This is a genomic window from Pararhodobacter zhoushanensis, from assembly GCF_003990445.1.
In the GTDB taxonomy this organism is placed as follows: domain Bacteria; phylum Pseudomonadota; class Alphaproteobacteria; order Rhodobacterales; family Rhodobacteraceae; genus Pararhodobacter; species Pararhodobacter zhoushanensis.
The window spans coordinates 282,635-297,173 of record NZ_REEZ01000003.1 but is presented as its reverse complement, the minus strand read 5'-3'; the positions used below and the strand labels follow the sequence as shown (position 1 = coordinate 297,173).

General features: G+C 66.3%; 11 protein-coding genes. 5 read left to right on the top strand and 6 right to left on the bottom strand.

Annotation, left to right across the window (positions count from 1 at the left end; all coding sequences use genetic code 11):
* Positions 1 to 13: 13 nt before the first annotated feature.
* The 6 genes from EAE28_RS09565 to EAE28_RS09540 form a co-directional block, all read right to left on the bottom strand.
* Positions 14 to 1,117 carry a DNA polymerase III subunit delta' gene (locus EAE28_RS09565; protein WP_127105624.1) on the bottom strand — a complete coding sequence of 368 codons (1,104 nt, stop codon included), beginning with the start codon at positions 1,115 to 1,117 and terminating at the stop codon, positions 14 to 16.
* Positions 1,110 to 1,757 carry a dTMP kinase gene (gene tmk / locus EAE28_RS09560; protein ID WP_127105623.1) on the bottom strand — a complete coding sequence of 216 codons (648 nt, stop codon included), beginning with the start codon at positions 1,755 to 1,757 and terminating at the stop codon, positions 1,110 to 1,112. Before tmk ends, EAE28_RS09565 begins: the two co-directional genes overlap by 8 nt.
* On the bottom strand, positions 1,754 to 2,905 hold the full coding sequence (locus EAE28_RS09555; protein WP_127105622.1) for a D-alanyl-D-alanine carboxypeptidase family protein: 1,152 nt from the start codon (positions 2,903 to 2,905) through the stop codon (positions 1,754 to 1,756). Before EAE28_RS09555 ends, tmk begins: the two co-directional genes overlap by 4 nt.
* 97 nt (positions 2,906 to 3,002) lie before the next feature.
* Positions 3,003 to 4,142 (bottom strand): SPOR domain-containing protein, encoded by a 1,140-nt coding sequence (locus EAE28_RS09550; protein ID WP_127105621.1) that lies wholly within the window; start codon positions 4,140 to 4,142, stop codon positions 3,003 to 3,005.
* Positions 4,143 to 4,556: 414 nt separating this feature from the next.
* Positions 4,557 to 6,215, bottom strand: a complete 1,659-nt coding sequence (locus tag EAE28_RS09545) for an NAD+ synthase (protein ID WP_127105620.1) — start codon at positions 6,213 to 6,215, stop codon at positions 4,557 to 4,559.
* Positions 6,216 to 6,385: 170 nt separating this feature from the next.
* Positions 6,386 to 6,730 carry a cupin domain-containing protein gene (locus EAE28_RS09540; protein ID WP_127105619.1) on the bottom strand — a complete coding sequence of 115 codons (345 nt, stop codon included), beginning with the start codon at positions 6,728 to 6,730 and terminating at the stop codon, positions 6,386 to 6,388.
* 153 nt (positions 6,731 to 6,883) lie between these two features.
* Between EAE28_RS09540 and EAE28_RS09535 the strand changes: the two genes are divergently transcribed.
* The 5 genes from EAE28_RS09535 (at position 6,884) to EAE28_RS09515 (ending at position 14,432) form a co-directional block, all read left to right on the top strand.
* A complete protein-coding gene (locus tag EAE28_RS09535; protein WP_127105618.1) occupies positions 6,884 to 7,684 on the top strand; it encodes a crotonase/enoyl-CoA hydratase family protein in 801 nt (266 codons plus the stop codon).
* A gap of 104 nt (positions 7,685 to 7,788) precedes the next feature.
* On the top strand, positions 7,789 to 9,642 hold the full coding sequence (locus EAE28_RS09530) for a sensor histidine kinase (protein ID WP_127105617.1): 1,854 nt from the start codon (positions 7,789 to 7,791) through the stop codon (positions 9,640 to 9,642).
* Positions 9,639 to 10,988 carry a sigma-54-dependent transcriptional regulator gene (locus EAE28_RS09525; protein ID WP_127105616.1) on the top strand — a complete coding sequence of 450 codons (1,350 nt, stop codon included), beginning with the start codon at positions 9,639 to 9,641 and terminating at the stop codon, positions 10,986 to 10,988. The genes EAE28_RS09530 and EAE28_RS09525 overlap by 4 nt, the downstream gene beginning before the upstream one ends.
* A 210-nt stretch (positions 10,989 to 11,198) precedes the next feature.
* On the top strand, positions 11,199 to 12,173 hold the full coding sequence (locus EAE28_RS09520; protein ID WP_127105615.1) for a TAXI family TRAP transporter solute-binding subunit: 975 nt from the start codon (positions 11,199 to 11,201) through the stop codon (positions 12,171 to 12,173).
* Between the two features lie 75 nt (positions 12,174 to 12,248).
* Positions 12,249 to 14,432 (top strand): TRAP transporter permease, encoded by a 2,184-nt coding sequence (locus EAE28_RS09515; RefSeq protein ID WP_127105614.1) that lies wholly within the window; start codon positions 12,249 to 12,251, stop codon positions 14,430 to 14,432.
* The last annotated feature ends 107 nt before the right edge of the window (positions 14,433 to 14,539 follow it).

Genomic DNA, 14,539 nt, shown 5'->3' with positions numbered 1-14,539 from the left:
GCGTTCCGGAAGTTCATCCCGCCGCCTTGAGCGCCGCGGATTCCAATCGCAGGAACATATCCAGCACCAGCGCGCCGGGGTCAAGGTTGACGGCCCGTCCTGCCCGGGCGCGGGCGCCCAGATCGGCGGCGAGCTCGGCCCAGCGGCGGGCGGCGCGGGCGTCAGGCGACAGACGCGCGGCGAGCGCGGCTTCGCCCGGCACGGCTTCGATCAGGGGCTGGCCCGTGGCCCCGGCGCGGGCCAGACGGGCTAGCGCAAGGTCGAGCAGGCGGACGGTCAGATCGAAGCGGGGTTCGGCTTCGCGGCCCCCAAGAGAATTGCACATTTTCAACACGGCAGGCCGCGAGAGGCGGGGAAGATCCGAGAGAATGTCCACAATTGCTGCATAGAGCTCCAACCCGCCGCCGTTGAGCACACGGATCGCCTCGCCGACCGAGCCGCCGGAAAGCTCGGCCAAAGCCTCGGCATGCGTGACCTCTCCGAGCGCCTGCTCCAGCGCGCGCGACATGGCATCGGGGTTCAGCGGATGCAGCCGCAGCTCGCGGCAGCGCGAGCGGATGGTGGGCAACAGACGCGAGGGTTGATGCGCGACCAAAAGCAGCATCGCCCCCGCCGGCGGCTCTTCGAGCAGCTTGAGCAGGGCGTTGGCGGCGTTGGGGTTCATCTCGTCGGCGGCATCGACGATGACCACACGGCGGCCCCCTTCGGCCGAAGACAGCCCGAAAAAGTCGCGCAATTTGCGCACTTCATCGACGGTGATCTGGGTTTTCAGCTTGCCGGTCTTGTCGTCAACGGCACGGCGGATCGGCAACAGGCCAGACTCAGACCCCGCCGCGATGCGGTGCGAGACCGGGTGGTCGGGGTCCACATCCAATGACTGCGGCGCGCCAAACAGCCCGCCGCCCGGCTCGGTGGCCAGCAGAAACCGCGCCAGCCGCCACGCCAACGTTGCCTTGCCGATGCCGCGCGGGCCGGTGATCAGCCAGCCGTGGTGCAGCCGGTCCTGAGCGAAGGCGTCGAGAAAGCGTTGCTCGGCATCCTCCTGCCCGTAAAGCTTCCGCGTATCGCGCGGATGCGGCGCGCCGTCGATGCGGTCGGGTTCGGCCGCCTCAGCCATGCGCGGGCATATCCAACGCAGCGCCGACGGTCGCCAGCACGTCGGCGGCGACTGCGTCCAGCGGACGCGCGCCGTCGATCACGCGAAACCGGTCGGGGAATTCAGCGGCCAGCGCCAGAAAGCCGGCGCGCATCTGACGTTGCAGCGCGGGGCCGAAATCCTCAAACCGTTCCTCGGTCCCGTGCCGTCCCTTGGCGCGGGCAAGGCCGACCTCGGGGTCCATGTCGATGAGCACGGTCAGATCCGGTTCGCGCGCGATCATCAGGCGGTGCAGCTGATCCACCAGCGCGCGCAGATCGCCCCGTGACAGGCCCTGATACATCCGCGTGCTGTCGGCGAAACGGTCGCAGACCACCACCTGCCCGGCGACCAGCGCCGGTTCGATGGTGCGTTCCAGATGGTCGCGGCGGGCGGCGGTGAAGAGCAGGATCTCGGTCTCGGCGGACCAGCGGTCAGGATCGCCTTCCAGCACCAGCCTGCGGATCTCCTCGGCCCCCGGCGAGCCGCCCGGCTCACGCGTCAGCACCACATCCCGGCCCTGAGCGCGCAAGGCATCGGCCAGCAGCCGCGCCTGCGTCGACTTGCCTGAGCCGTCGATGCCTTCGAACGTGACAAACACCCCGCGATGTCCGGATGTCACGGCGTGACCAGACCCAGATTTTCGCCCAGAATCAAAGCGGCGGTGCGCATGCGGGGCATGAAGCCGCCCTCAGGCACCGCCTCTCCGGCGACAAGAGGCAGCGTGAAGGGGTTGGGCAGGCCCGGCACCTCGACGATCAGCTGCGCGACTTCCTGACCCTGCGCGATCGGTGCTGCCAGCGGGCCGTCGTACTCCACCCGCGAGACGATATCGCCTTGCTGGATCGCCGGAACTAGCACGGCCAGATCGGCTGACGCGACCAGCGACACGGTGGACTGGGTGCCCATCCAGACATCCGCCTGTGCGACGGCCTGCCCCTCTTCAAGCACGTCACGCTCAACGAACTGGCGGAAGGCCCAGGTGATGATGCGCTCGGATTCTTCGGCCCGCTCGGCGGTGCTGTTCAGGCCCGAAAAGACATAAACGATGCGGCGGCTGCCTTGACGCGCCGAACCGGCAAGCGAGTACCCGGCTTCTTCGGTATGGCCGGTCTTGAGCCCATCGACGCCCGACCCCGAGCCCAACAGCGGCACACGATTGGGCTGGGTGATGCCGTTCCAGGTAAATTCGGTTTCGCCCAGATAATGATAGAGATCGGCGTGATCCTCGATCAGGTAGGTCGCCAGAACACCGAGATCATGCAGGCTCATGCGGTGGCGCGGATCGGGCCAGCCCGAAGCATTGGCAATCGTCGTCTGCGTCATGCCGATCTGCTCGGCGCGCAGCTGCGCCATTTGCGCGAAGGCAGCCTCGGTGCCACCAAGACCTTCGGCGATCGCAACGGCGGCGTCATTGCCCGACACAACCGCCAGCCCGCGGATCAGATCCTCGGTCGTGGGGCGGTCGCGGGTTTCGAGGAACATCGACGAGCCGCCCATCTCATGCGCATGCGTCGACACGTTCCACGTGGTATCCAGCGACACGCGGCCCTCGGACAGGGCGTCGTACAGCATGGCCAGAGTCATCAGCTTGGACATCGACGCCGGCGGCAGCGGGATATCAGCATTCTGTTGGGCCAGAACCTGCCCCGAACCGAAGTCGTAAATGTAGAAGTTCGGCGCGCGGCCGCCATAGGGCGACTGGGCCAGGCTGGCTGTCGCGCTGGCGATAACGACAACGCAAGCGGTCAACAGGCGCATCAGCGGCATGGGTGTCTCCTTGAGGCAAGCACACGAGGGACCGGCCCATCAGGGCCGACCGTCGCGCGCGAGTGTAGCGTTATTTGGGGGCGGGTTTCAAACCCGCTCAGCGCACAACCGCGTAAGCATCGGCGAATCCCAGCCCGCGAACCCGTTGCAGCATCTGGCCGCGCTCGGTTGTGGTGCTGGCCGGGCCGACGACGACGCGCCAGAACTGGTTCTCGCCCACCTGACCGCGCCGGATATCCGCCGTCAGACCCGCTTGCTGCATCTGCGCGCGGGCGTTGATCGCGTTCTGCTCGACACTGAAGATACCGATCTGCACGAAGGGCCGGTCGATGCGCGGCGCGGGCTGCACGGGGGCTGCGGCCGGTGCCTGCAACGGCGCGGTTGCGGCGGTCTGCGTGCCGGTGACATCCGGCAAGGCGATCATCGTGGTGTCGGGCGCAGGTTCGGGTTCGCGGCGGCGGAACAGACCGAAGAGACCGCGACGCTCGGATGCAGGGGCGGCGGCTTGCGGAGCGGCGGCGGCAGCGGTGCCCGCAGCCGGTGCCAGCGTGGATTGCGCAATGGCAACCGGCGCGGGATCAGGCGCGCGGCGACGGAACAGATCGCGCAGACCCCGGCGCGGGGCTTCATCGGCGTCGGTGATCGCCACCTGCCCTTGCGGTGCGCCCGCCGGAACCGGCGCCGCCGTGGCAGGTGCCTGCGCGGTGGTGACCGGCGCAATGGCCAGCGTCTCGCCCGCTGCGGTGGCGGGTTCGGGGGCCGGGTCGATCTCCATTTCGACGCGCTGCAGGCGCAGGGCGGTCACTTCGATATCGGTGGGCGCACCGGCCAGGATGCCTAAGGCGTTCGCGGCTTCGGACGAGACCTGAAAGCGCGGTCCGGGATTCTCGCGTTCGCGTCGGAACAGCGCGCCGATCACCGTAGCGCCGGTGGTGGTGTTTCGGATCAGCACGCGCTCGGGGTCATGGGCTGTCGGGTGGGCGACCCAGACGCCGCCCAGCGACGGACGACCGTCCCAGAGACCCGCTTCATCGACTTGAAATACCTCGGGCGCTTCGACATCGCGCTCGATCACCCGCTCACTGTTTCCAGACGCCTGCGGCACGCCGCTAGTCATCGCGGCCCCGTCGCCGGCGCCTTGCGTCATCTGGCAGGCGCCCAGCGACAGAGCAGCCGCTAACGCCAAGACCGGCGTAGCGGCCAGTCGCGGAAATGCGGTGCTGACTGTTCGATCCATTCTGCCCTCATGCCCCTTATGCGCAGGATCCCGGCCGGATGGCCCTTGCCCGTGCTTGTCCTTGTCGCCCATCAAACAGGCGCGGATCTTTGCGCGTGAGGATAGCGCCAACGGGGGCACAAGAAAAGCCCGATGGCAGCGGGACTTGCCCTGCGCGACATCAACTTGCCGAAAACAAGGCAGATTGGGCCGAGCGGGCGGGCGTTTCGCCCCCGGACAAGCGCCCGAAGCGGGCGCTGGCCCCTGGGCGACCCGGGCGGCGACCCGCGCTGCGGGTCGCCGCCCGGAAGGGGCCGTTCCGCCCCCTCGGCCTGCGGCCTCACCCCCTGAGGATATTTGGGGCATAAAGTTGAGGCGGGCGTGGCGCGCAATGCGGACAATTTTAGTAAAAATCCCCGCATTGCATCGGAGAGATCAGGACGGATCGCGCCAGCGGTTTACCATGGGATAGCGCCGATCCAGCCAGAAGGCGCGCGTGGTAAGGCGCGTGCCGGGGGCGGACTGGAAGCGTTTCCACTCGGAAATCATCAGCAGATGCTCGACCTTCTTGATCGTCTCGCGCTCAAACCCTTCGGCAACCAGATCGGCCACCGAACATTCGCGCTCGACCAGCCCTTCCAATATCGCGTCCAGCACCGGATAGGGCGGCAGGCTGTCTTCGTCCTTCTGGTCCTCGCGCAGCTCGGCCGAGGGCGGCTTGTCGATGACCCGCGGCGGGATGACGGTGCCTTCAGGGGCCAGCATCCACGGGCGGTGGTTCGCGTTGCGCCAGCGGCACGTCTCGAACACGCGGGTCTTGTAGAGATCCTTGATCGGGTTGTAGCCGCCGTTCATGTCGCCGTAGATCGTCGCATAGCCGACGGCCATTTCCGATTTGTTGCCGGTGGTCAGCAACATCGCGCCCGTCTTGTTCGAGATCGCCATCAGCAGCAGCCCGCGCAGGCGGGACTGGATGTTTTCTTCGGTCACATCGGGTGCGAGGCCGGTAAACAGCGGTGCCAAAGCCTCGGTCACCGCGGCGCGCGCGCCGGAAATCGGCACGGTGTCCAGTTTCGTGCCCAGCGCCTTGGCCACCGCTGCGGCGTCCTCCAGCGAATGGGCCGAGGTGTATTCCGACGGCAGCATCAGGCAATGCACATTCTGTGGCCCCAGCGCATCCGCCGCAATCGTCGCCACGATCGCCGAATCGATGCCGCCCGAGAGCCCCAGCAGCACACGCTTGAAGCCCGACTTGTGCAGGTAGTCGCGCGTTCCGGTGACCATCGCGTGGTAATCGCGCTCCCAGTCATCTGCGAGCGGGGTTTTCTCACCGTCTTCGGCACGCCAGCCGTCGGCGGTTTCGACAAAGTCGACATGTGTGATGGTTTCAAGGAAACCGGGCATGAGGTGGGTCAGCTGCCCTCCCGGATTCAGGACGAACGAGGTGCCGTCGAACACCTGATCATCCTGCCCGCCGACCATGTTCAGATAGACCATCGGCAGCCCCGTCTCGACCACCCGGCTGACCATCAGCCCCAACCGCGTGTCATGACGGGCGCGCGAATAGGGCGAGCCATTGGGCACCAGCAGGATCTGCGCGCCGCTTTCAGCCTGCGCCTCAGCGACATCCTCGTGCCAGGCATCCTCGCAGATCGGCGTGCCGATGCGCAACGGGCCGACGCGGTAGGGGCCGGAAATATCGGCGGGGGTAAACAGACGCTTTTCGTCAAAGACCATCTCGTTGGGCAAATGGTGCTTCTTCACCACCGACGCGATGCGCCCCCCGTCGAGAATGTAATAGACGTTATAAAGCTGCCCGCCGTCCAAGAGCGGCCCGCCAATCCCGATCACCGGGCCATCGGCACAATCCGCCGCCAGTGCCTCAACCGCGGCCATTGCCGCGCGGGCAAAGGCGGGCTTCATCACCAGATCCTGCGTCTGATAGCCGGTGACGAACATCTCGGTGAAGGCGACCATATCGGCCCCGGCCGCCTTGGCCTCGCCCCACACCCGGCGCGCGGTCTGGGCATTGGCGTCAAGCGCGCCCACCGTAGGGTTCAGCTGGGCCAGGGTCAGGCGAAAACGCTGGGTCATCGGTCGTCCGTTCTAAGGGTCAGAAGATACATAGCACCCCGCCTGTAAAGGAAAAGCGCCAACGCCCGTGCATTTTCTGTCCTCAAATATCCACGGGAGGAGTCCAGAGGAGGGGGCGTGCCCCCTCCTCTGGGCAGGGGGCCCGGGGGGCGGCAGCCCCCCGGCCTTGCTCACTCCTTGATCACGTAATTTTTGAGCGTGGTCTGCACCACTTCCCACACACCCGTGAACCCGGGCCGCAGGATGATGCTGTCACCGGCGCGCAATTCGTGGCGGGTGCCTTCGGCGTCGGTCAGCACAGAGTGACCCGCCAGAATGTGACAATATTCCCACTCGTCATAGCTGACACGCCACGCGCCGGGGGTGGATTGCCACAGGCCCGCATAAAGACCGTCACGATCCTCGATATCCCAGCTGGTATGGATCGGGTTGCCCGAGACCAGTTTCTCGGGCGCCGGGCGGCTTTCGCTCGCCGTGGTCCCGTTGCGGGTCATGCGCAGAAAGGTGTCGGTCATGCAAGGCTCCGAAGTTTCTTGCAAAATGCCGCAGCCGGTCGGCAATCACAAGAGCAGGCCGGACGAAAACCCGCGGCATGGCAGAACGCAACGTCGCCGCTGGACAAGCCCGGCGCGTGCCCCCTACCCTTTTGGGCAACGCGGAGGACCATTATGAAACGTCTCGACGACCTCGATCTCACCTTTACCACGCTCGAGGTCGATGCCGAGGGCATCGCCACCCTCACCCTGAACCGGCCCGACAAGCGCAATGCACTCAACGCCGCCACGGTGGATGAGCTGATCGACATTTTCACCGCCGTGCCGCGCGCAGGCGTGCGGGCGGTGGTGCTCAAGGCCGCAGGCACGCATTTCTGCGCCGGGCTCGATCTGGTCGAGCACCATCAGGAAGACCGCCGCCCGGAAGAGTTCATGCATGTCTGCCTGCGCTGGCACGAGGCGTTCAACAAGATGGAATACGGCGGCGTGCCGGTCATTGCCGCGCTCAAGGGCGCTGTCGTGGGCGGCGGGCTGGAACTTGCCTCGTCGGCGCATATCCGGGTGGCGGATGCCACCACCTATTTCGCCCTGCCCGAAGGCCAGCGCGGCCTCTTCACCGGCGGCGGGGCGACGATCCGCGTCGCCGATCTGGTCGGCAAGGCGCGGATGATCGACATGATGCTGACCGGTCGGGTCTATCAGGGCGAGGAAGCCATCGCGCTCGGCCTTGCGCAATATCTGGTCGAGGACAGCGAGGCCAAGGCCTATGAGCTGGCCCGCGCCGCCATTTCCAACCCGCCCCTCTCGAACTTCGCCATCTGCTCGGCGATCAGCCATCTGCAGAACATGTCGGCGATGGATGCAGCCTATATGGAGTCCGTGGTCGCGGGCATCGTCAACACCCAGCCGGCCAGCCGGGGGCGTCTGGCAGCCTTTGCCGATAAGTCCGCGGCGCGGGTGCGTCCGAACGAGTAGGCGCCCCACCCCGGCGGGGCGCAGACTGCGCCGGGGTGTTTTGAGTATTTGGAACAAGATGATGGGACTATGGGCGCGCGGATCTTGCGTGTTAAGAGGGTCGTATGACCCAAGCACCCGCCCCCAGCCTCTTGCGTCCCGCGCCCAGCCGCACTGGCGTCTGGGCTGTTCTGGGGGTGCTGGCGATGATGCTGGCGCTGGGACTGGGCTCGCTGGCCTATCAGCGGCTGCACCGCGCGGCGCTGGCCGAACTGACCGAGCGCGGGACAAGCACACTCAATCTGGCGGTGGCGGCGCTGAACGGGCAGTTGCGCCGCTTTGACCGGCTGCCGGGGTTGCTGGCGCAGAACCCGGTTTTTCACACCTTGCTGCGCGCGCCGGTCAATACCGGCCGCGTACAGGCGGCCAATCTCTATCTGCGCGACACCGCACGGCTGCTGCAGGCGACCGACATCTATGTGATGAACCTCGACGGTGACACGCTGGCGGCGTCGAATTTCGACCAGCCGCTCAGCTTCATCGGCCACAACTTCGCGTATCGTCCTTATTTCACCGATGCTCTGAGCCAGGGCGACGGGCGCTTTTACGCGCTGGGGACGACCTCGCTGGTGCGGGGCTATTACTATGGCGCGCCGGTGTATGTGGATGACGAGATCGCGGGCGTGCTGGTGATCAAGCTGGATCTGGACGCCATCGAGCAGGGCTGGCGCGGCTCGGGCACCGAGGTGATCGTCACCGATCCCGAAGACATCGTGTTCATGTCGACCGAGCCCGACTGGACCTTTGGTGCCACCCGCCCGCTGACGCCCGAACGTCTGGCGCGCACGCGCAGCACCCGGCGCTACGCCGACCGCGTGCTGCGCGAGCTGCCGTTGACGCGGCTGTCGGGCACAGACGGCGGCGCGCTCTGGCGGATCAGCCAACCCGGTGGCAGCGCCGAATACCGCATCCTGTCCGAGCGCATGCCCGAGGCCGACTGGACCGTGCAGGTGCTCATCAACACCCTGCCCGCGCGTCAGCAGGCACTGACGCGGCTGGCCTTGGCCGGGTTGCTGGCCGGGCTGGCCGTGCTGGGCGCGGTCATTGTGCTGCAACGCCGCGCCCGGCTGCGCGAGCGGATGGCGCTGCAATCCGAAGCGCGCGCGCAACTGGAACGCCGGGTCGAGGAGCGCACGCGCGAGCTGGCCTCGGTCAACCACCAGCTGGCCGGCGAGGTGGCCGAGCGCACTGCGACCGAAGCGCAGCTGCGCGCGACGCAGGCCGATCTGGTGCAGGCGGGCAAGCTGGCCGCGCTGGGGCAGATGTCGGCGGCGCTGAGCCACGAGTTCAACCAGCCGCTGGGCGCGGCCCGCAACTTTGCCGAGAACGCGCAGCTGTTGATCGAGCGGGGCCGGATCGAGGATGCCAAGAGCAATATCGAGCGGATTCTGGCGCTGATCGGCCGGATGGGCGATCTGTCCAAACATCTGCGCAACTTTGCCCGCAAGCCAAATGCGCAGCTCTCGGATGTCTCGCTACCCGAGGCCGTGGCAGCGGTGCAGGAGATCATCGGCTGGCGGCTGCGCGCGCAACGCATCGATCTGCAACTGGATCTGCCACCGCTTTGGGTACGCGCCGGGCCGGTGCGCTTGCAGCAGGTCCTGGTGAATATCCTGTCCAACGCCATCGACGCCGTCGAATCCACCGATCAGCGCCGCATCACCCTGCGCGCCCGCGCCCAAGGCGGCACCGCCGTGATGACCATCGCCGACAGCGGACCGGGCGTTGCACCGCAGCTGGTCGAGCGGATCTTTGATCCGTTCTTCTCGACCAAAGGGGTCGGCAAGGGGTTGGGTCTGGGCTTGTCGATATCCTATAATATCGTGCATGACTTCGGCGGCACCCTCTCCGTGCGCAACCGCCCTGAAGGCGGCGCCGAGTTCACCCTGACCCTGCCGCTGGCGCACGAGGCCCGATGACGCGCGGACGTATCCTGCTGGTCGATGACGACCCCGACCTGCGCCTGTCCACCGCGCAGAGCCTCGATCTGGCCGGGTTCGACGTCACCGATACCGACCAGCCCGAGGATGTGCCCGCCCTGATCGGCTTTGGCTTCACCGGCATCGTCGTGACCGACATTCGCATGCCGCGGCTCGACGGCATCAGCCTGATGAACCAGATCCACGCCATCGACCGCGAGGTGCCGGTGATCCTGATCACCGGGCATTCGGATGTGCAGCTGGCCGTGCGGGCGATGCGCGAAGGGGCGCATGACTTCATCGAGAAGCCATTCTCCGGCTCGCAACTGGCCGAAACCTGCGCGCGGGCGCTCGATTACCGGCGGCTGGTGCTGGAAAACCGGGTGTTGCGCGCGGCGGCGGGGCAAAAGGACGATCTGGAGCAACGGCTGGTCGGGCGCTCGAATGCGATGATCGACCTGCGTCGCCGGATGCGCACGATCGGCCCGGCGGAAACCGATGTGCTGATCACCGGAGCGACCGGCACCGGCAAGGAGATCGTCGCACGCGCCTTGCACGATCTGTCGGCGCGAGCAGCCAAGCCCTTCATCGCCATCGACTGCGCCGCCCTGCCCGAAGCGCAAATCGAAAGCGAGCTGTTCGGCCACGAGCCGGGCGCGTTTCCCGGCGCGATGCGGGCGCGCTATGGCCGGTTCGAGCATGCGCGCGGGGGAACGGTGCTGCTGGATGACATCGGCTCGATGCCGCTGGCGGTGCAGGGCAAGCTGTTGCGCGTCATTCAGGAGCGCACGATCCAGCCCCTTGGCGCGAATGAGGCAAGGCCGGTCGATATCCGCTTCATCGCCACCTCGCGCAGTCCGCTGGAGGCCGAGGTCGAGGCCGGGCACTTCCGCGCCGACCTGTTCTACCGCCTCGCCGTGGTCAGCCTGACCGTGCCGCCGCTGACCGCCCGGCGCGAGGATATTCCGCTTCTGTTCGCCCGCCTGCTGGCCGAGGCCGCAGGCCGTCACCGCGTCGAGCCGACAATGCCGACCCCGGCGCTGGTCGAGGCGCTGCTGGGTCGCGACTGGCCTGGCAATGTGCGCGAGCTGCGCAACGCCGCCGAGCGCAGCGCGCTGGGGCTGGGGATCGAAGCGCCGTCCGAGTTGCCGGACACCGGCCCCGCGCCGGGCAGCCGGTTGTCCGACCGGGTTGCGGCGTTCGAGCGGGACGAGATCGTGCGGGCGTTGATCGCCTCGGGCGGGACGCTCAAGCAGGTGTATGAATCGCTCGGGCTGTCGCGCAAAACGCTCTATGAGAAGATGCAGAAGCTGGGCATCGACAAGAGCCACTTCACCGACGGCTGACCCTGCCAACGGGCGGGATTCCACCCACGCCCCGGCCCGATGTGTCGGAATCCACCCATTTCCCGCTCATGACCCGCGCTTTTTTCGCGCGGCGCCGTTGCGCGTGCTTGCTTCACGCCCCGGTGATCCGCCTGATGCCTGCATGCCCCGGCTGTCTGAGGAGCCGGACGGGGCCTGCCAAAAGCAAACCAAGTCCATGGGAGGACTATCATGAGTCTGTTCAAGTTCACGGCGCTGGCCGCTGCCGCGCTGATTACCGCCGCCCCCGCCGTCGCTCAGGATCGCACGGACTGGCCGCAGTCGATCACCATCGGCACGGCCAGCCAGGGCGGCACGTATTTCGTCTATGGCAACGGTCTGGCGGGCTATATCGGTGAAGCCCTCGGCATCAACGCTTCGGGCGAAGTGACCGGTGGCCCGGTGCAGAACGCAACGCTGGTGCAGCTGGGCGACCACGCCATCGGGCTGGTCACCATGGGCCCGGCGTATGAAGCCTGGACCGGCCGCAGCGAACTGGCCCCGGGGCTGGAGCACCACGACCTGCGCGCGCTGTTCCCGATGTACCAGACGCCGTTCCAGGTGATCACGATGGCCAACTCGGGCATCACCTCGGTCACCGAACTGGCTGGTCGTCGCGTCTCGGTCGGCCCGGCGGGCGGCACGCCCGGCACCTACTGGCCGCGCTTCCTGGAGACGCTGGGCGTTGACGCCAACGTGTCGAACGCCGGGGCTGCCGATGCTGCCGGTCAGCTGAAAGACGGTCTGATCGACGCCTTCGCCTTTGCTGCCGGTGTGCCGATCTCGGCCTTCTCGCAGCTGGCAGCCGAGGCTGACGTGCGCATGTTCGGTTTCACCGAATCCGAACTGGCCACCCTGCTGGCCGCTCATCCCGAAGTCGCACCGCTGAACATCCCGGCGGGCACCTACCCCGGTCACGACTATGACCAGCAGTCGGTTTCGATGTGGAACTACGCCATCGCCAACGCCTCGATGCCGGAAAGCCTGGCCTATGAGATCGTCAAGCTGGTGATGGAGAACCCCGACCGCATGATGGAAATCCACCGTGCCGCTGCGGAAACCATCATGGACAACGTGCTGAACAACACCTTCATGCCGTTCCACCCCGGAGCCGTGCGCTACTATCAAGAGCACGGGATCGAGATCCCCGAAAACCTGCGCGGCTGATCGGCAGCCAGACACCATGGGGCCGGGAGCAGAACAACTGCCCCGGCCTTTTTGATAAGGGGCGGAGGGATTCCCATGTCGACAACCAAGCTTGCGGCCACTGCGGCCGAACCTGAAATCGCATCCGAGACCATCGCTGAAGGGGTCGATGATGAGGTAATCTCGTCCAACCAGCGCGTCTTCGGCGGCAATCTGGGCCTGGCTATGGCAGCGCTCTGCGTGCTGTATACCAGCTTCCATATCTTCGTGATGAACGTCTACCCGCTGGAACCCTGGGTGTACCGCCTGATCCACGTCGGTGGCGGTCTGGCGCTTGGCTTTGTGCTCTACGCCGCGCGCGGGCTGCCCGACACCGGCGCGGATGCGTCGCTCAGCGTGACCGAACGCGCCCTGACGCTCGGCGCGGCCGTGCTGCTGGCCGTGGCTGGCGGGCAACTGGCGGCAATGTGGATCATGGGTGATCTGGTGACCACGGGCGCACCGGCGACCAAACACCTCTTCACCTTTGGCTATCCGCTGATCGGCGGTACGCTGCTGGCGCTGGGGGCCTCGTGGAGCGCCCCGACCCGCCGCCGCACGACGCTGAGCTGGGCCGACAACCTACTGTCGCTGGCTGCGGTGATCGTCGCGCTCTACATTATCCTCCACGCCGATTTCCTGCGCATCCGCGCTCAGGTCTTTCCGCATCCCAATGATATGTGGGCCTCGATCGCCGGGATCGTGCTGATTCTGGAACTGACCCGGCGGCTGGCAGGCCTGGCACTGGTGATCATCGTCGCGGTGTTCATCGCCTATGGTTTCCTCGGACCGTGGCTGCCGGGCGTGTTGTTCCACAACGGCTATGCACCGGCGCGGTTCTTCGCCTTTATCTATACCGATAACGGCATCCTCGGGCCCACCACCTCGATCTCGTCGACCTATATCATCCTGTTCATCGCCTTTGCCGCCTTCCTGCAGGCGTCGCGGGTCGGTGAGTATTTCGTCAACTTCGCCTTCGCCGCCGCCGGTGGCTCACGGGGCGGTCCGGCCAAGGTGGCGGTGTTCGCCTCGGGGCTTATGGGGATGATTAACGGCACCTCGGCGGGTAACGTCGTGGCGACGGGCTCGCTGACCATCCCGCTGATGAAGAAGGTCGGCTACAGGCCGCAAACGGCAGCTTCGGTCGAGGCTGCGGCGTCGACCGGCGGGCAGATCATGCCGCCGATCATGGGCGCCGGTGCGTTCATCATGTCGGAAATCACCGCCATCCCCTACCGCGACATCGCCATCGCGGCGCTGATCCCGGCGATCCTGTATTTCGTGTCGGTCTATTTCATGGTCGACAAGGAAGCGCTGAAGCACAACATGAAGGGCCTGCCGCGCGACCAGCTTCCCTCGTTCCGACTGATGCTGAAACGGGTGTTCCTGTTCATCCCGATCATCATCCTGATCGGCGCGCTGTTCATGGGCTATTCGGTGATCCGCGCAGGCACGTTGTCAATGGCAGCGGCGGCAATGGTCAGCTGGCTGACCCCGACCAAGATGGGCATCAAAGAGATCTTCTGGGGTCTCGAGATCGCCGCCCGTATGGCGCTGCAGATGGTCGCCGTCTGTGCGGCAGCCGGGGTCATCGTCGGCGTCATCGCGCTGACCGGGATCGGCACCCGCTTCTCGTCGCTGTTGCTGAGCCTTGCGGGGCAAAGCCAACTGGTTGGCATGATGTTTGCCATGCTGGTGGCGATCATCCTTGGTATGGGGATGCCGACAACGGCGGCCTATGCCGTGGCGGCTGCGGTGATCGCGCCGGGCCTGATCCGCATGGGGATCGATCCGCTGACCGCCCACTTCTTCATCTTCTACTACGCGGTGATCTCGGCCATTACCCCCCCGGTGGCGCTGGCCGCTTATGCCGGCGCCGCGATTGCGCAATCGGATCCGATGAAGACCTCGGTCGAAAGCTTCAAGTTCGGCCTCGCTGCCTTTGTCGTGCCGTTCATGTTCTTCTATTCGTCCGAGATGCTGATGCAGGGCGAATGGATCGACATCCTGCACGTCTTTGTCACGGCGTTGTTCGGCATCTACATGATGGCCTCGGCGGTGCAGGGCTGGATGTTCGGACGGCTGAACACCGTGTTGCGGGTGATCACCCTGATCGGCGCGCTGGGGATGATCAAGGGCGGCTGGATGACCGATCTGGGCGGGCTGGTCATCGCGGTCGTGGTGATTGCCATCCAGCGCGGGCTGTTGTCGCCCAGGACCATCACCCGCGGGATGGACTGAGACCGGGGAATGCGAGGGGCTGCGCGCCCCTCGCGCTCCCCCGCCAGAGGAGGGGGCACGCCCCCTCCTCTGGACTCCTCCCGTGGATATTTTCAGACAGAAAATGG

Bases quoted from the DNA above. Each gene is read 5' to 3' on its own strand.
- EAE28_RS09565 (WP_127105624.1), bottom strand. From the start codon at position 1,117: ATGGCTGAGGCGGCCGAACCCGACCGCATCGACGGCGCGCCGCATCCG.
- EAE28_RS09555 (WP_127105622.1), bottom strand. From the start codon at position 2,905: ATGCCGCTGATGCGCCTGTTGACCGCTTGCGTTGTCGTTATCGCCAGC.
- EAE28_RS09550 (WP_127105621.1), bottom strand. From the start codon at position 4,142: ATGGATCGAACAGTCAGCACCGCATTTCCGCGACTGGCCGCTACGCCG.
- EAE28_RS09545 (WP_127105620.1), bottom strand. From the start codon at position 6,215: ATGACCCAGCGTTTTCGCCTGACCCTGGCCCAGCTGAACCCTACGGTG.
- EAE28_RS09540 (WP_127105619.1), bottom strand. From the start codon at position 6,730: ATGACCGACACCTTTCTGCGCATGACCCGCAACGGGACCACGGCGAGC.
- EAE28_RS09535 (WP_127105618.1), top strand. From the start codon at position 6,884: ATGAAACGTCTCGACGACCTCGATCTCACCTTTACCACGCTCGAGGTC.
- EAE28_RS09530 (WP_127105617.1), top strand. From the start codon at position 7,789: ATGACCCAAGCACCCGCCCCCAGCCTCTTGCGTCCCGCGCCCAGCCGC.
- EAE28_RS09525 (WP_127105616.1), top strand. From the start codon at position 9,639: ATGACGCGCGGACGTATCCTGCTGGTCGATGACGACCCCGACCTGCGC.
- EAE28_RS09520 (WP_127105615.1), top strand. From the start codon at position 11,199: ATGAGTCTGTTCAAGTTCACGGCGCTGGCCGCTGCCGCGCTGATTACC.
- EAE28_RS09515 (WP_127105614.1), top strand. From the start codon at position 12,249: ATGTCGACAACCAAGCTTGCGGCCACTGCGGCCGAACCTGAAATCGCA.